Source organism: Sphaerotilus mobilis (assembly GCF_004216565.1).
In the GTDB taxonomy this organism is placed as follows: Bacteria; Pseudomonadota; Gammaproteobacteria; order Burkholderiales; family Burkholderiaceae_C; genus Sphaerotilus; species Sphaerotilus mobilis.
Genome location: NZ_SGWV01000007.1, coordinates 1,057,190 through 1,073,547, shown reverse-complemented (window position 1 = coordinate 1,073,547; position 16,358 = coordinate 1,057,190). Strand labels below are relative to the sequence as shown.

Annotated in this window: 14 protein-coding genes; 6 read left to right on the top strand and 8 right to left on the bottom strand. The window is 70.7% G+C overall.

The features are described 5' to 3' along the window. Nucleotides 1–76: 76 nt before the first annotated feature. The gene (locus tag EV685_RS05015; RefSeq protein WP_130480829.1) at nucleotides 77–1,654 is read left to right on the top strand and encodes a UbiD family decarboxylase domain-containing protein; all 1,578 of its coding nucleotides are present in this window, start codon (nucleotides 77–79) and stop codon (nucleotides 1,652–1,654) included. A gap of 287 nt (nucleotides 1,655–1,941) precedes the next feature. Here EV685_RS05015 and EV685_RS05010 read toward each other — a convergent pair whose 3' ends face one another. Then, complete coding sequence (locus tag EV685_RS05010; RefSeq protein WP_130480828.1) at nucleotides 1,942–2,739, bottom strand: YdcF family protein; 798 nt, start codon at nucleotides 2,737–2,739, stop codon at nucleotides 1,942–1,944. A gap of 154 nt (nucleotides 2,740–2,893) precedes the next feature. Between EV685_RS05010 and msrA the strand changes: the two genes are divergently transcribed. Then, the gene (msrA, locus tag EV685_RS05005; RefSeq protein WP_130480827.1) at nucleotides 2,894–3,475 is read left to right on the top strand and encodes a peptide-methionine (S)-S-oxide reductase MsrA; all 582 of its coding nucleotides are present in this window, start codon (nucleotides 2,894–2,896) and stop codon (nucleotides 3,473–3,475) included. 3 nt (nucleotides 3,476–3,478) lie between these two features. Here the strand turns inward: msrA and pdxH are convergent, their stop codons facing one another. After that, nucleotides 3,479–4,129 carry a pyridoxamine 5'-phosphate oxidase gene (pdxH, locus tag EV685_RS05000; RefSeq protein ID WP_130480826.1) on the bottom strand — a complete coding sequence of 217 codons (651 nt, stop codon included), beginning with the start codon at nucleotides 4,127–4,129 and terminating at the stop codon, nucleotides 3,479–3,481. A 344-nt stretch (nucleotides 4,130–4,473) separates the two neighbouring features. On the opposite strand from pdxH, the gene EV685_RS04995 reads away from it, so the two are divergent. Next, nucleotides 4,474–5,100: a nucleotidyltransferase family protein gene (locus EV685_RS04995; RefSeq protein WP_130480825.1), complete on the top strand. Its 627-nt coding sequence runs from the start codon at nucleotides 4,474–4,476 to the stop codon at nucleotides 5,098–5,100. A 19-nt stretch (nucleotides 5,101–5,119) separates the two neighbouring features. Here EV685_RS04995 and EV685_RS04990 read toward each other — a convergent pair whose 3' ends face one another. After that, on the bottom strand, nucleotides 5,120–5,716 hold the full coding sequence (locus EV685_RS04990; RefSeq protein ID WP_242615424.1) for a gamma-glutamylcyclotransferase: 597 nt from the start codon (nucleotides 5,714–5,716) through the stop codon (nucleotides 5,120–5,122). Nucleotides 5,717–5,892: 176 nt separating this feature from the next. On the opposite strand from EV685_RS04990, the gene edd reads away from it, so the two are divergent. Beyond that, complete coding sequence (gene edd, locus EV685_RS04985) at nucleotides 5,893–7,722, top strand: phosphogluconate dehydratase (RefSeq protein ID WP_130480824.1); 1,830 nt, start codon at nucleotides 5,893–5,895, stop codon at nucleotides 7,720–7,722. A 99-nt stretch (nucleotides 7,723–7,821) separates the two neighbouring features. Beyond that, nucleotides 7,822–8,445 carry a bifunctional 4-hydroxy-2-oxoglutarate aldolase/2-dehydro-3-deoxy-phosphogluconate aldolase gene (locus EV685_RS04980; protein ID WP_130480823.1) on the top strand — a complete coding sequence of 208 codons (624 nt, stop codon included), beginning with the start codon at nucleotides 7,822–7,824 and terminating at the stop codon, nucleotides 8,443–8,445. A gap of 77 nt (nucleotides 8,446–8,522) precedes the next feature. Here EV685_RS04980 and msbA read toward each other — a convergent pair whose 3' ends face one another. Genes msbA through EV685_RS04960 form a run of 4 tightly spaced genes read right to left on the bottom strand, consistent with a single transcriptional unit; the run spans nucleotide 8,523 to nucleotide 14,618 of the window. Continuing rightward, nucleotides 8,523–10,259: a lipid A export permease/ATP-binding protein MsbA gene (msbA, locus tag EV685_RS04975; protein ID WP_130480822.1), complete on the bottom strand. Its 1,737-nt coding sequence runs from the start codon at nucleotides 10,257–10,259 to the stop codon at nucleotides 8,523–8,525. Between the two features lie 53 nt (nucleotides 10,260–10,312). Then, nucleotides 10,313–12,388: a transglutaminase TgpA family protein gene (locus EV685_RS04970; protein WP_130480821.1), complete on the bottom strand. Its 2,076-nt coding sequence runs from the start codon at nucleotides 12,386–12,388 to the stop codon at nucleotides 10,313–10,315. Next, the gene (locus tag EV685_RS04965; protein WP_130480820.1) at nucleotides 12,385–13,659 is read right to left on the bottom strand and encodes a DUF58 domain-containing protein; all 1,275 of its coding nucleotides are present in this window, start codon (nucleotides 13,657–13,659) and stop codon (nucleotides 12,385–12,387) included. Before EV685_RS04965 ends, EV685_RS04970 begins: the two co-directional genes overlap by 4 nt. Continuing rightward, nucleotides 13,659–14,618, bottom strand: a complete 960-nt coding sequence (locus EV685_RS04960) for an AAA family ATPase (RefSeq protein ID WP_130480996.1) — start codon at nucleotides 14,616–14,618, stop codon at nucleotides 13,659–13,661. Before EV685_RS04960 ends, EV685_RS04965 begins: the two co-directional genes overlap by 1 nt. A gap of 123 nt (nucleotides 14,619–14,741) precedes the next feature. On the opposite strand from EV685_RS04960, the gene EV685_RS04955 reads away from it, so the two are divergent. Then, nucleotides 14,742–15,677: a histone deacetylase family protein gene (locus EV685_RS04955; RefSeq protein WP_130480819.1), complete on the top strand. Its 936-nt coding sequence runs from the start codon at nucleotides 14,742–14,744 to the stop codon at nucleotides 15,675–15,677. Here the strand turns inward: EV685_RS04955 and EV685_RS04950 are convergent, their stop codons facing one another. Next, complete coding sequence (locus EV685_RS04950; RefSeq protein ID WP_130480818.1) at nucleotides 15,678–16,352, bottom strand: energy transducer TonB; 675 nt, start codon at nucleotides 16,350–16,352, stop codon at nucleotides 15,678–15,680. Nucleotides 16,353–16,358: the final 6 nt, after the last annotated feature.

Sequence of the window (16,358 nt, the reverse complement as noted above, 5' to 3'; positions counted from 1 at the left end):
TGGATCGGGGCGGATTCTATGCACCGTCCAAATAACCGGTCAACTATGAGAGCTTGCTCTCTTATCCCGAAATGTGATGAAGTACCCAGACCTGCGCGGCTTTCTCGACCTGCTCAAAAAGCGTGAAAAACTGCTCGAAGTGACGGATTCCGTCTCGACGCACCTGGAAATGACGGCCTTGTCGGACCAGGTCTTGCGTGCCGGCGGACCGGCCCTGCTGTTTCGAACGCCATGTAAGGGTCACAAACGCTTTCAGACCCCTGTGCTGACCAACCTGTTCGGCACGCCCGAGCGGGTGGCGCTCGGCATGGGGGCCGATGACGTCGCTTCACTCAGGGATATCGGCCATTTGCTGGCCAGCCTGAAGGAGCCCGAGCCGCCGCGTGGCCTGAAGGACGCCGGCCGACTGCTCCAGATGGCCAAGACGGTCTGGGACATGAAGCCCGCGCTGGTGCGCAACCCGGTCTGCCAGCAGGTCGTCGTCGAAGGCGATGACGTCGACCTGGGCGATCTCCCGGTCCAGCACTGCTGGCCCGGCGACGTCGCGCCGCTGATCACCTGGGGGCTGGTGATCACGCGCGGGCCGCAGTCGGTGCCTCGCCCGCGGCTGCGCCAGAACCTCGGCATCTACCGCCAGCAGGTGATCGGGCGGCGCGAGGTGATCATGCGCTGGCTGGCCCACCGTGGCGGCGCGCTGGACTTCCGCGACTTCGCCCGTGCCAACCCGGGCCGTCCCTTCCCGATCGCGGTGGCGCTGGGGGCCGATCCGGCGACCACGCTGGGCGCCGTCACCCCCGTGCCCGACAGCCTGTCCGAGTACCAGTTTGCCGGCCTGCTGCGCGGCGCGCGGACCGAACTGGCGGCGTCCTCGGTCGGTGAAGGCGATCTCAAGCTGCAGGTGCCGGCGACCGCCGAGATGGTCCTCGAAGGCCACATCCCGTGTGCCGAGCCGGGCTGGACCGGCCTCAGCGACGCGGGCGTGCCGCTGGCCGAGCGTGGCGGCTACCTGCATGCCCTCGAAGGCCCCTACGGCGACCACACCGGCTACTACAACGAGCAGGACTGGTTCCCCGTCTTCCGCGTCGACCGCCTGACGATGCGCGAGCACGCCATCTACCACTCGACCTACACCGGCAAGCCGCCCGACGAGCCGGCGGTGCTGGGCGTGGCGCTCAACGAGGTCTTCGTGCCGATCCTGCAGAAGCAGTTTCCGGAGATCGTCGACTTCTACCTGCCGCCCGAGGGCTGCAGCTACCGCATGGCCGTCATCAGCATCCGCAAGAGCTACCCCGGCCACGCCAAGCGGCTGATGTTCGGGCTGTGGAGCTTCCTGCGCCAGTTCATGTACACCAAGTTCATCGTCGTGGTCGACGACGACGTCGACGTGCGGTCCTGGCAGGAGGTGATCTGGGCCATCACCACCCGCATGGACCCGGTGCGCGACACCACGTTGGTCGAACACACCCCCATCGACTACCTCGACTTCGCCTCGCCGGTCTCCGGCCTGGGCGGCAAGATGGGCCTGGACGCCACCAACAAGTGGCCCGGCGAGACCCACCGCGAATGGGGCAGGACCATCGAGATGGACCGCGACGTGTCCCTGCGCATGGATGACCTTTGGCAACGTCTGCAGGCCGGTCGCCCGGCACGGTGACGGTTCGATGACCTTGTGTCGGCGCTGTCAATTCAGCGTCATCGATGACGGCGCGGCGGTCGATCAACACGCTTGGGTTGCGACGGCTGGGCGACGGCGCTAAGGTTCACCCGTCTGCCGATGAAGGCAGGCACTACCCTCCACGCAGTCTCTGCGCGGAAGGGACCCCGGACGATGATCCTCCGGAGTCCCGACGGGCGGCCTTGTGCCCCCACCGGCCCGCCGATGAACCCTGGTTCGCGGCGGGCCAACTGCTTTCTGGGGCGACCGTTGTCCCGCCGGCTGCCTCAGGCGCCGACCCACAGGCCCAGCCATTCCCGCAGCAGCAGATGCACATGGCGGGCCGCCGTGGCGCTGGGCAAGAGGTCGAGCACCGCCCGTTCCTCGGCCACGACCGGCCCGACCGGCGCGGGCGTCACCGGCAGGTCCGACGCCGCCTCGCGGAAAGCCCGCAGCGCACGCGGCATGTGCGAGGCGTGGGTCACCAGCACGATCTGACGCACGCCAGCCGCGCGCAGCAGCGCGACGGTCGCAGCGGCGTTCTGGCGGGTGTCGCGCGAGCGGTCCTCGGTCCAGCGCAGGGGCAGCGCGAAGTCCTCGCGGGCGATGCGCGATGCGATCGCCGCCTCGCTCGGGCCGTCGCGCTGGGCCCAGCCGACGCCGCCGCTGTAGGCCAGTGGCCAGCCTGTCTGGCGGTGCAGCCAGACGCCATGGCGCAGCCGTTCGAGCGCGTGTTCGGTCAGGCCGCCGGCGCCGTCCAGGGCCGCCAGGCTGGCGTGCCGGCCACCGCCCAGCACGACGATCGCGATGTCATCGGCCGACCGGGCGCTGGCCTGCAGGCGCTCGCGCGCATCGGCGCCCAGGGCCGGCGGCGGCTGCAGCACCCGGTCCTGCAGCCACAAGGCGGTGACGCCGCAGGCGCTCAGCCACATCAGCGCCAGCGACAGCCACAGCATGGCCAGGCTGCGCCGGGGCCAGCGTCGGCGCAGCAGCAGTGCCGACGCGCCGAACAGGATCGGACTGGTGGGTGGCAAGGCCAGGGCGGTCAGGATGGGCTTGAGGTCTGCGGCGATCAGGTCGAGCATGGGCGGGCAAGGGTCGGGCGGGCTGGGCGAAGATGGCAGCGCTGGCAGGCATCTGCAGAGGCGCGGCTGGAAAGTGTGACGCCCCTGCTTGCAAGGTTTGGCCCCGAACACCGACCCAGTGCCTGCCACCCCCACGAACACATGGAGCTGACCGATGACCGATCCCGCACCCGTTGCCTCGCCCGACGTCGCCGCCGGCACGACCTCCCCGCAGACGATCACGCTCGGCGGTGGCTGCTTCTGGTGCACCGAAGCCGTCTTCCTGCAGGTCCGCGGTGTGCTCGCGGTCGAGAGCGGCTACTGCAACGGCCATGTCCAGCGGCCTGACTATGAGGCGGTCTGCCGGGGCGACACCGGCCATGCCGAGGTGATCCGGCTGCGCTTTGACCCGCAACAGGTCAGCCTGAGCGAACTGCTGCAGGTCTTCTTCGCGGTCCACGACCCGACCACGCCGAACCGGCAGGGCCACGATGTCGGCACGCAGTACCGCTCGGGCATCTACTGGCACACCCCCGACCAGGTCGACGTGGCTCGCGGCGTGATCCGCGAGGCGGCCGAGGCCTGGCAGGCAGACATCGTCACCGAGTTGGTCCCGGAGACCAACTACTGGCCGGCCGAGGACTACCACCAGCGCTACTACGAGCAGCACCCGTTCCAGGGCTACTGCGCCCACGTCATCGCGCCGAAGCTGGCCAAGTTCCGCAAGGTCTTTGCCCGCCTGCAGCGCGAGGAATGACCGTCAGGGCGCCAGGCGCTCTCGCACCCAGTGCCCGGTCGCCTCGGCGGCCGGGTCGTGGCGGTAGACCAGCCGGTCGTGCAGGCGCGACTTGCGGCCCTGCCAGAACTCCCACCGGTCGGGCACCAGCCGGAAGCCGCCCCAGTGCGGCGGACGTGGCGGGTTCAGGCCGTGCTGGACGGCGGCCAGCGCGGCGTCCTTGACCAGCACCGCGCGCGAGGCGATCACCTGGCTCTGCGGCGAGGCCCAGGCGCCCAGCCGCGAATCGAGCGGGCGCGAGGCGTAGTAGGCGTCCGACTCCTCGGCGCTGACCCGTTCGACGCGGCCCTCGATGCGCACCACCCGCTCCAGGTCGACCCAGTGGAACTGCAGCGCTGCAAACGGGTTGCCGGCCAGCTCGCGGCCCTTGCGGCTGTCGTAGTTGGTGTACCAGACGATGCCGCGCTCGTCGCAACCCTTGATCAGCACGATGCGGGTCGACGGCCTGCCATCGGCACCGACCGTGGCCAGCGTCATCGCGTTGGGTTCCGGGATGCCGGCGGCCAAGGCATGTTCGAGCCATTGCTCAAACTGTTGCAGCGGGCGCGACGCGGCGGCCGCCTCGTCGAGTTCGCCCTGTTCGTAGGACTTGCGCAGATCGGCGATGGGCTTCATGCGATCCAGTATAGGAAGCGTTGTTCCGCCATGGCAGGGCCGGGATCGGACCTGCAAACGATGCCGTCGCGGGACCGCCGCAGTCCCGTTGCAGGCTAGGACGCCGGCCCGGCCGTGAACCTGCTTTTGGCCCCTTTGTCCGCCTAGCACTTGCCCCTAAGTGAACACACCACTTCCGACAGATTGGGTACGGCGCGCACAGTGAGAACCCAACGGACATGTTGGCCAGAACCGGTTGCCATATCCGTGGACCACAAGGCAGACATGACCGCACGCATCAGGGAAGACCGCGTGTGCCGGACGTTGCGGCTTGCCCGCGAGGTCTGTCACGGCGTTTCAGCACCATGACCACAGATCGCAACTTACCGACCGTGGTGGTCGTGGCCGCCGGCCGTGGCCAGCGCTTTGACGGCGAGGGCCACAAGCTGGCCCAGCCCTTCGGTGCCAGCACGGTGCTGGAGTCCACCCTCGAATGTGTCGTGGCCAGCGGCCTGCCGATGGTGCTGGTGACAACCGCGCCATTGGTGGCGCAGGCCCAACAGGTCATCGCGGCGCGCGACATCGTGCTGCTGCCGCCCGTCGGCTCCTACACCGGCGAGCCGCTCGGCATGGGCTACACCATCGCCAGTGGCGTGGCTGCGCGCGCGCAGTCGCGTGGCTGGCTGGTCCTGCCCGGAGACATGCCGCTGCTGCGCCCCGCCACGCTGCGCAAGGTGGCTCAAGCGATGAGCCAGTACGCCATCGTCTATCCGCAGCACCGCGGCCGGCGTGGCCATCCGGTGGGCTTCTCGCCTGAGCTTTACACCGAACTGATCAGCCTGACCGGCGACGAGGGCGCGCGTCGTCTGGTGGCCCGCTACCCGGCCCACGGCATCGACGTCGACGACCCCGGCGTGCTGGTCGACATCGACACCCGCAGTGACCTCGAAGCCGCCCGCGCCTTGCAGGGCGAACCGGCGGCCGACGTCTGAGCTGTGCGTCGCCGCGCGCTCAGCGCCCGGCGTCCGCGCGGTGCAGGCCATGCCGCCGCGCCATCGCGACCAGCGCCTGGACCTGCGGGTCATGGATGCCGTGCTGCTGCAGGGCCCGGGCGGTGTCGAGCAAGTAGTCCAGCGTGCTGCCATGGCGGCCGCAGGCATGACGCAGGATGTCGAGCAGTTCGGCCTCGCCCAGTTCGCGGGCATGGCGCTCGCTCTGGCCTGGCAGTGTGAAGCCAAGGGCGCTGACCGGGCCGTTGCCGGTGCGGGCGCGCAGCCAGTGTGGTCGGTAAGGGCTGCCTTCCATCTCGCGTTGCCAGAGGGTCTCGAAGACCGCTTCGGCCTGATCGTCCGGCACGCGCTGGACCACCCCGGTGCAGCAGCCGCCGGGCAGCAGCGCAAACACCAGCCCGGGGCGCTGTGGCGTGCCACGGTCGCGCAAGGAACGCATGCGCAGCGCGCGGTGGTGGCCCCAGACCCTTGCCGGCAAGGCCTGCAAGGGCTCGAAGGCCGGCTTCCAGATCAGCGACCCGTAGGCGTAAACCCAGAAGCCCTGTCCGCTGGCCAGACGCGCCTGGACGTCCCGCCAGACCTGCGCCTGACTGGGCACGGCAAGGGTCGAAAGAAGGTCTCGCGCGCTCACGCCACGAGTGTCGCCGGAGACCTTTCGGACGTCCCTTGATTTGACGATGTAACTTAGTTTCGTTCTAATGGACCAGTCGGTTTCATGCCCGGATCCCCACCGAGCCCGGGTCCCTCCGCCCCGTATCCAGCCGCCAGCCACCGATGAAGTCCACCGTCATTGCGCCCATCAGCGACATCACCGCGCGCATCCGCGAGCGCAGCCGTGTCACCCGCGAGGCCTACCTCGCCCGCACCCGAGCGATCGCCCAGCGCGACCGCGGTGCCGACCGCATGGGCTGCGCCAACGTCGCCCACGCCTTCGCTGCGCTGCCCGGCTCGGACAAGTTCCGCGTCGTGGCCGAGAAGGCGCCCCACATCGGCGTCATCACCGCCTACAACGACATGTTGTCGGCCCATCAGCCCTACGAGGGCTACCCGGCCGTGATCCGCGACGAGGCCCGCCGGCTCGGTGCCACCGTCCAGGTTGCCGGTGGCGTGCCGGCGATGTGCGACGGCGTGACGCAGGGCCTGCCCGGGATGGAGCTGAGTCTGTTCTCGCGCGACACCATCGCCATGGCCACCGCCGTGGGCCTGACCCATGACGTCTTCGATGCCGCCTTGCTGCTGGGTGTGTGCGACAAGATCGTGCCCGGCCTGCTGATCGGCGCGCTGCACTTCGGCCACCTGCCCTGTGTCTTCGTGCCCGCCGGGCCGATGAGCACGGGCCTGTCCAACAGCGACAAGTCCAAGGTCCGCGAACAGTTCGCACAAGGCCTGGTCGGGCGCGACAAGCTGCTCGAAGCCGAGTCGGCCGCCTACCACGGCGCCGGCACCTGCACCTTCTACGGCACCGCCAACAGCAACCAGATGCTGCTGGAGGCCATGGGCCTGCACGTGCCCGGATCGGCCTTTGTGCACCCGCATGCCGAACTGCGCGAACAGCTCACCCGCGAGTCCGTCCGCCAGGTGCTCAAGCTGCGCCGTGGCGAGCGCTACACCCCCATCGGCGAGCTGGTCGACGAGCGCTGCATCGTCAACGCCATGATCGCCCTGCTGGCCACTGGCGGCTCGACCAACCACCTGATCCACTGGGTGGCGGTGGCCCGCTCGGCCGGCATCCTGATCGACTGGACCGACTTCTCCGACCTGTCGGCCCATGTGCCGCTGCTGGCCCGCGTCTACCCCAACGGCAAGGCCGACGTGAACCAGTTCCAGGCCGCAGGTGGCCCCGGTTTCGTGCTGCGCGAGCTGCTCGACAGCGGCTGCCTGCACGGCGACGTCATGACCGTGGCCGACGGTGGCATGGCCGCCTACGGCACCTTGCCGGCACTGGGCGCGGACGGCGCGCTGGCCTGGGCGCCGCTGCCGACCGAATCGGGCGACGAGTCCATCGTGCGCAAGGCCGCCGTGCCGTTCAGCGCCACCGGTGGCCTGAAGCTGCTGCAGGGCAACCTGGGCCGTGGCGTCATGAAGGTCAGCGCGGTGCCGGAAGACCGCCACGTCATCGAGGCCCCGGCCATCGTCTTCGACAGCCAGGACGCCCTGCACGTCGCCTTCAAGAAGGGCGAGCTCGAACGCGACTTCGTCGCCGTCGTGCGCTTCCAGGGTCCCAAGGCCAATGGCATGCCCGAGCTGCACAAGCTCACGCCGCCGTTGGCGGTGCTGCAGGACCGCGGCTTCCGCGTCGCGCTGGTCACCGACGGCCGCATGAGCGGTGCTTCGGGCAAGGTGCCGGCCGCCATCCACGTCAGCCCCGAGGTGCTCGGCGGTGGTCCGCTCGGCAAGGTCCGCACTGGTGACGTGGTGCGGGTCGATGCGGTCAGCGGCACGCTCGACGCCCTCGTTGACGCCGCCACCTGGGCCGCGCGCACGATCGAGACCCGTTCGGACGCGCTGGCCGACGACGCCGGCCACGGCCTCGGCCGCGAGCTGTTCGCCGGCCTGCGCCGCAACGTTGCCACCGCCGAGGAAGGCGCGATCAGCTGGCTCTGATGCCACCCCAAGGCCCGGGCTCAGCCCGGCCCGGCCTAGCCCTGTGTGACCTGACCGCCACGGATCACCGCTTTATCCGACAACACGAGGAACCTGCCCATGAACACGCTCGATCTGGTCCAGCACGGCCCTGTCATTCCCGTCATCGTCATCGACCGCGTCGAGGACGCCGTGCCGCTGGCGCGCGCGCTGGTCGCCGGTGGGGTCAAGGTGCTGGAGGTGACCTTGCGCACCCCCGCCGCACTGGCCTGCATCCGGGCCATGATTGCCGAGGTGCCCGATGCCATCGTGGGCGCCGGCACGGTGCGCTCGATCGCCGACGCACAGGCCGCCAAGGACGCCGGCTGCCAGTTCGCCGTGAGCCCGGGCTACACCCCCGAGATCGGTCGCGCCTGCCTGGACATCGGCCTGCCGCTGCTGCCGGGCGTGTCGACCGCCAGCGAGGTCATGATGGCCAACGCCGACGGCTACCGCTTCCTCAAGCTGTTCCCGGCCACGGCGGTCGGCGGCGTCAACCTGCTCAAGGCCTTTGCCAGCCCCTTCCACGACGTCGTGTTCTGCCCCACCGGCGGCATCACGCTGGAGACCGCGCCGCAGTTCCTGGCGCTGCCCAACGTCAAGGTCTGCGGCGGCTCCTGGCTGACCCCGGCCGACGCGGTCAAGTCCGGTGACTGGGCCCGCATCACCCAACTGGCGGCTGACACCCACAAACTGCGCGCCTGAAGGTCCCTGCGACGATGAATAAGGCCGGCTTGAAGCCGGCCTTTTTCGTTCGAGGATCGCGTGTCAGCGGGATCGCTTCAGGTGATCGCCTGCGCCTTGACCATGTTGGCGTACAGGCCGTTGCTGGCGATCAGGGTGTCGTGGCTGCCGGCCTCCAGCACGCGACCGTCGCCCAGCACGTAGATGCAGTCGGCGTTGCGCACGGTGCTCAGCCGGTGCGCAATCAGGATCAGCGTCTTCTCGCCCTGCAGCTGCTCGATCGACTGCTGCACCGCCCGTTCCGACTCGGAATCGAGCGCCGACGTGGCCTCGTCGAAGACCCAGATCCGCGCGTCCTTGTAGAGCGCCCGGGCGATCGCCAGACGCTGGCGCTGGCCGCCCGACAGCCGGCTGCCATTGCTGCCGATGAGGGTCTCGACGCCCTCGGGCATGCGCTCGACGAAGCCCCACAGGTTGGCCGCCCGAAGGCACTGTTCGATCCGCGCCGGATCCTTGGGCAGGACGTAGGCGACGTTGTCGGCCACCGAGCCGTCGAACAGCACGATGTCCTGCGACACCACCGCGAACTGCCGCCGCAGCGAGGTCTTGCGGATGTCCTGCAGGTCCATGCCGTCGAAGGACACCTGACCCTCGGTCGGCGCGACAAAGCCCAGCAGCGTGTTGATCACCGTCGTCTTGCCCGAGCCAGACGGTCCGACCAGCGCGATGGTCTGGCCGGGTCGGATGTGCAGGTTCAGGCTGGCCAGCGCGGACTGTTCGCTGCCCGGGTAGCGCACCGTCACCTGCGCGAACTTCAGGTCGCCGGCGGGCTGGTCGGGCAAGGTGCGCGTGCCGTGGTCGGGCTCGGGCGGCGTGTCCATCAGGTCGAAGCAGGCCTTCGCGCCGATCAGCCCGCCGATGATGGGTTGTGTCACGTCCGTCAGGTGCTTCATCGGCGAGATCGTCATCAGCATCGCGGTGATGAAGGCGATGAAGTCACCCACCGTCGCCTGGCCCTGGTTGGCCTCGATCAGCGCCAGCGTCAGGATCAGCGCGACGCCGAAGCTGGCGACCGTCTGCGTCAGCGGCGTCATCGTCGCGCCGGCGGCGATGCTCTTGAGCGTCATGCGCCGGTAGTGCTGGGCCTCCTGACGGAAGCGCTTCTGCTCGAACTCGCCCGCGTCGAAGGTGCGCACCACCCGCCACGCCCGGATGATGTCGTCGACGATCCCGATCAGCCGGATCTGGGACTCATAGGCCTGACCGCCCAGCCGCAGCACCCGCTTTTGCACCTTGCGCACGACATAGGCCAGCGCGGGCGCGATGGCGAAGGTGATCAGCGTGAGCTTCCAGTTCAGATAGAACAGATAGCCCAGCATCGCGATCAGCGTCGTGCCGTCGCGCAAGACGGTGATGACCGCACCGGACAGCGAGGCCATGGTCGAGTTCGGATCGTTGATCACCCGCGACGCGGCCACGCCCGGGCTCAGCGAGTTGTACAGGCTCGCGTCCGCCCCCACGACCGCCCGCAACAGGTCGTTGCGCAGCGAGAACACGGCCTTGGATGTCGATGACCCGAACAGGTAGGTCCCGGCAAACGACAGCAGCCCGCGGATCACGAACAGCCCGATCACGATCACCGGCAGCAGCCACACCGGGAACTGGCTGGATCCGCTGAAGCCCTGATCGAGCAGTTGCTTGAGCAAGGCCGGAATCGCCGGCTCGAACGTCGCCGCAATGAAGAAACACGCCACCCCGCCACCGAACTCGGCCTTGTGGGGGGCGATGTAGCCGAGCAGACGGGAGGCGGTCTTCTTGTGGCTGGTCGCGTGCATCGTGTCGTATGGCTCGGGATCGGACTGGCCAGAGGGTCGGCAAGGGGACGGGATTATCGGCGGGTGCCCGTTCGCTTCGGCAGCGACCGCACAGCGTTGCGCAACGGCAGCAACCGGTCTAGCGGCATGGACGACATGCGCCGCCCATACCGCTGCGTCTCCAGCCCCAACAAGGCCAGCGCGGCCGCCTCGTGCGCCGCCGAGCCTCCCGGTGACTGTTGTCCCGCTTCACGCAGGCGCGTCGCGAGTGTTCTGGGGGTGTCATGGGCGGAACTCGGAAACCCGCGCCGCGCCAGATCCTTGCGCAGTGACTGCCAGGCCCGTTGCCAGGGGTCTTGTGGCCGCTGTCGTCGCACCTGCCAGGCCGCCAGGCCCGCGCCGATCGCGGCCAGGGTGGCCAGGGTGATGGCCAGGGCGCGGCCCAGGTCGGACAGGTCGGCGTCGGGCCAGCCGAGTGAGCGCAGCAGGTCGAGCTGGCGCTGGCGGCCGTGGCCGAGCACCCACTGGTTCCAGCGGTGGTCCAGGGCGCCCCAGACCGCGCGCAGGCGTTCGAGCAGGGCCGGGTCGATGTTGGCGAGCGTGCCGGCGACCAGGCCACTCGGGGCGACCAGGCGGCGGCTGCCGTTGATGCGTTCGGGGGCGATGGCCGCTGTCGGATCGACGCGGACCCAGCCGTCGCCCGCGCGCCAGTATTCGGCCCAGGCATGGGCGTCGCTTTGGCGCACCTCCAGCACGCCGTCGATCGGGTTGATGCGACCGCCTTGGTAGCCGGTGACGATGCGGGCGGGCACGCCCAGGCTGCGCATGACGACGACGAAGGCGGTGGCGTAGTGCTCGCAGAAACCGGCGCGGGTGTCGAGCCAGAAGGCGTCGAGCGCTTGTGAGCCCAGCTCGCCGGGGCTCAATGTGTAGGCATAGCCGGCCTGTCGGATGTGGGCGATCAGCGCGACGGCCAGAACATCGGCACGCCGGGCTGGGTTCGGCGCCTGGGCCAGCGCCGGCTGGCGGCCCAGCTCGGCGGCCCAGGCGCGGGTGCGCGGGTGTTGACCGTCCGGCAAGGCGAGCCAGTTCGACAGCGTGCCGGTCAGCAGGTCTTCGGGCAGACCGGGCGAGCGGCCGTCGCGGCGCGCCACGGCACGGACCTGCAGGCGCTCGGTGATCGGCCGGTTGCTGATCCAGCTGCCTTCGGGATGTGGCGACAGCGTCAGGCCGCTTTCGCCGCCGGCGAGCAGCGCGGGCACGCCCTGGGCGCTTTCCAGCAGCGGCAGCGTGGCGATGCGCAGCGGCTCGACGGTCATCTCGTAGGCCGCGTCGTCGGGGCTCGGCGTGGCGGGCTGCTGGCGCGGGTCGAACTCGGGCGGCAGCGCCGCGCCGGCCCGCCAGGGCAACACGGTCCAGCGCGGGCCGTCGGGCTGGCTCAGCACCGGGCCGCGGAAGTAGAGCGCCTGCGGCGGTGGTGGTGCGCCGGTGAACTGGACCCGCAGCGCCAGCCGGTCGTCCAGCGCGAGTTCGGCGACGTCGCCCAGTTGCAGCTCGTTGGACAGCCCGGTCCGCCCGCCGGCATCACCCGGCACGCCCCACAGCGGCGCGATGCGCGGGAAAAACACGAACAAGACCGCGACCAGCGGCGCGCCGATCAGCATCAGCCGGCCGGCCTTGCCGGCGACGCCCGCCAGCGTCGGCCGGCCGACCGGCATGTGGGCCAGCACCAGCGCGGCCAGCAGGCCCCAGACGGCCATCCCCATGGCCAGCGCCACGGCCAGCGACTGCGAGTGCAGGAAGTTCGACAGCACCAGGAAGAAGCCGAGGAAGAACAGCGCCAGCGCATCCCGGCGGGCCCGCAGCTCCAGCGTCTTGAGGGCCGTCAGGACGACCAGCAGCGCCAGGCCGGCGTCCTTCCCGCCGAGGCTGCGCCAGGTCAGGGCGACCGCGCCGACGCTCGCGATCAGCAGCAGCGTCAGCAGCCAGCGCGGCGGCAGGGCGGCACCGCGCCAGGCCAGCCCGGCACGCCACAGCAGTGCCACGGCCGCGCCGGTCGATGACCAGGCGGGCACGTGGCCGGCTAGCGGCGCAAGCGTCCAGGCCAGCACGGCGAGCATGAACAGCGTGTCGCGGCGTTCGCGGGTCATGTTGGCCCCTCGTCCGACGGGTAAGTCGGCCGATCCCCCGAGGGGATGGCGGGCCGGCTTGGGAGCGGCCCGGCGCTCGGCCCGCTTGGTGTCTGCCCCTCGTCCGACGGGTACGTCGGCCGATCCCCCGGGGGGATGGCGGGCCGGTTTGGGAGCGGCCCGGCGCTCGGCCCGTTGGGTGTCTGCCCCTCGTCCGACGGAAAGGCACGCGCCAGTGCGTCCAGGCAGGCCAGGCGATGGCTCGCCCCTTCGCCTTCGGGCAGTTGCTGGTCGGGCAGCATCAGAGCCCAGCGCAGGCCGGCGCGTTCGGCCATCAGCACCCAGGCGCACAGGCGCGACAGGCGGGCCTCGGTGTCGTCGCCAAGGTCAGCGGTCTGACGCCAGTGCAGCACCCGGCCTTGCGGCGGTGGCGGGCGCAGGTCGCGCACCAGCAGCTCGCCGCCATGGTCCAGCAAGCGGGCGGAGCGGCGCCACAGGACCTGGGACGGCCGGTCACCGTCTCGCCAGGGCCGCACGCCATCGGGCTCGGGCAGGTCAGCGGCGACGTGCGGCAAGGGCGTGGGCGGGGCGACATCGTTGGGCAGGTCGGCCGCGCCGTCGAGATCCGCGAAGGCGGGCAGGGCTGGCGGATCGGACTCGGGCGCGGGCCAGGCGAGCAGCTCGCCGTCCGGGCGCCAGAACGACCAGGCGCGCAGCAGGCCGAGCGGGTAGCGGGTCTCGATGCGCAGGCGTGGCCAGGCTTGCGGACCACGCTCGCGCGGCGTCCAGGCCGGCGCGGCGTCGGCCGCTGCGGCGGGACGGCCAGCCAGGGACAAGGGCCCGTCGACGGCCAGCACGTCGGCATCCGGCCAGCTCAGCGCGATGCCATGCCGACCGAGGAAGACGGCCCGCGCCAGCGCACCGCGTGCCTGCGTGTCGACCAGTTGCAGCGGCAGCTCCAGCGCCTCGCCGACATGGCCTTGGCGGACCGTCGGCCCGGTCAGACCGATGCGCAGGCCGCGGAGCGTCGCGTGGGTGGCATGCAGCGCCACCACGCCCGCGCCGGCCAGCAGGAAGGTCAGCAGGTGGCCCAGGTTGAGCTGGTAGTTGATCGAGCCCAGCAGCAGCGCGACCAGCAGCAGGCCGTAGAGCCAACCGGCCGGCGTCGGCAGGATGTAGACGTTGCGCTGCGTCAGCGTGGTGGCGGCGCTGGGAGGGTGGCGGGCCAGCCACCAGCCTTGCCAGCGCCGATGCCAGGCCGCGCGCAGGCATGTCCAGACCTGCCCGCCCATCAGCGCAGCTCCACCGACTCCAGCATGGCGCGGACCTGGGCGGCGCGGCCGCGGCCGGCTCCGGGGCGCGGTTGCAGGCGGTGCGCCAGCACCGGCACGGCGATGGCCTGCAGGTCGTCGGGCAGGACGTGGTCACGGCCGTCCAGCAGGGCGCGGGCACGCGCGGCGCGCAGCCAGGCGAGGCCCGCGCGCGGCGACAGGCCATGCACGAACCAGGCGCCGGAGCGGGTCGCGGCGATCAGGGCCTGCAGGTAGTCCAGCAGGGCCGGCGCGGCGAACACCTGCTGCACGGCGGCTTGCAGGGCCTGCACCTGGGCGCCGTCCAGCACCGGCGCGAGCTGGCGGATGGTGGCGCGGCGGTCGGCGCCGGTCAGCAGCTCGCGCTCGGCAACCGGGTCGGGGTAGCCCAGGTGCAGGCACATCAGGAAGCGGTCGAGCTGGCTCTCGGGCAGCGGGTAGGTGCCGAGCTGCTCGGCGGGGTTCTGGGTGGCGATGACGAAGAAGGGCGCCGGCAGCGGGTGGCTGGCGCCGTCGACGCTGACCTGCTGTTCCTCCATCGCTTCGAGCAGGGCGCTCTGGGTGCGCGGGCCGGCCCGGTTGATCTCGTCGGCCAGCAGCACCTGGGTGAACAGGGGGCCTTGATGGAAGACAAAGCCTTCGCTGGTGCGGTCGAACACACTGGCCCCGATCAGGTCGCTGGGCATCAGGTCGGCGGTGAACTGGACCCGCGCAAACCGCAGCCCCATCGACACCGCCAGCGCATGTGCCAGCGTGGTCTTGCCGACGCCCGGCAGGTCCTCGATCAGCAGGTGCCCACCGGCCAGCAGGCAGGCCAGGCTGTCACGGATCTGGGCCGTCTTGCCCACGACCACCGTGCTAATCTGGTTCGAGAGTCGCTCCAGCAGGAGGCTCGTGTCCGGCGTGGCCGGGTCGGCGATGAACGGTGACGTCAGGTGCATGTGATGCGCTGGCTTCATGATCGACAGACCATACCCGATGCCCGGCGGCCCGATGGCCGCGCAGGACAAGGACACGACCCACATACGAGACGACGCGGGCCAGCCCACCGGCCGCGAGACGACATGAGCACTGCCTTCTACAGCCACCCCGATTGCCGCGGCCACGACATGGGCGCCGGCCACCCCGAATGCCCGCAGCGCCTCGATGCGATCGAGGACCACCTGCTGGCCACCGGTCTGGACATCGCCCTGCAGCGCCCGGATGTGCCGCTGGCGCGCCATGCCGACCTGATGCTGGCGCACACCGAGGGCTACCTGCTGGAGCTCGACGAGTTCCTGCGCCAGGCGGTTGAGACCGGCGAGCACCGCGCGCTCGACCCCGACACCACCGTCTGCCCCGCCACCCGCCAGGCGATGCTGCGGGCGGCCGGTGCGGCGGTCGCGGCGACCGATGCGGTGATCGACGGCACCTACGCCAACGCCTTCTGCGCCATCCGCCCGCCTGGCCACCACGCCACCCGCAGCGAGGCGATGGGCTTCTGCTTCTACAACAACGTGGCGATCGCGGCCCGCCATGCGCTGGACGTGCGCGGCCTGCAGCGTGTCGCGGTCATCGACTTCGACGTGCACCACGGCAACGGCACCGAGGACATCGTCGCCGGCGACGACCGCATCCTGATGGTGAGCTTCTTCCAGGACCAGCTCTACCCCTTCAGCGGCGGCGTGCCGCTGGGCGACAACATGCTCAACCTGCCGATCCCCGCCTACACACGCGGCGGCGAGATCCGTGAGCTGATCGAGGCCAACTGGATCCCCCGGCTCGATGCCTTCAAGCCCGAGATGATCTTCATCTCGGCCGGCTTCGACGCCCACCGGGAAGATGAACTCGGCCAGCTCGGCCTGGTCGAGGCCGACTACGCCTGGATCACCCAGCGCCTGGTCGACGTGGCCGAACGGCACTGCGGCGGACGCATCGTCTCCTGCCTCGAAGGCGGCTACTCGCTCAGCGCGCTGGCGCGCAGCGTGGCCGCGCACCTGCGGGTGCTGGCAGGGGTCTGATCAGCGGCTGGCGGCGGCCGATGCGGGTGCCGATGCCGGTGCCGCAGGGGTCGACGGGCTGACCGGATCGGCGCCGTATTCGACCGCCACCCGCATCCGGCTGCGCACCGCCGCGCCGTTCTTCAGGCCGGGTTCGAAGCGCGCTTGCAGGAAGGCCTGCCGGGCGGCGTCCTCCAGCAGGGGCGGCAGGATCTGGCCGGCGTCCAGCCGGACCCGCCGGACCTGCCCGGCTTCGTCGATGAACAGCGTCATGACCGCCCGGTAGTGGCCCAGGGGCGCGGACTCTGGATAGGGCAGGTCGATCGCGCCCGTCGCGTTCGGCGGGCGGTCGAGCTGGCTGCGCACCAGGAACAGCGCCTCGTCGTCGACCCGGCGGTCGACGGCCACGCCGTCGGCCTGCGAGGCCGCGCCGGCCACCCCCAAGGTGGACGCTGGTCGGTCGAGGCGCTCGCTCGGGTCGTCCGGCCTTGCCGAGGGGGTCGCGGTCGCGGTCGCGGTCGTGACCAGCGGGCCGGTTTCCGGGCCGGTCTCGGTGTGCTCGTCTGTCGCCAGCAGGCGCACCCGGGCGACGAGGCCGACGCCGGGGCCGGTCGCCGCACCGGTCGGCCGGTCCAGTGACCCCGCATCCCAGGGCGCCAGCAGCAGCGCCGCGTGGCCGGCCAGGGCCAGCAACACGGCGGC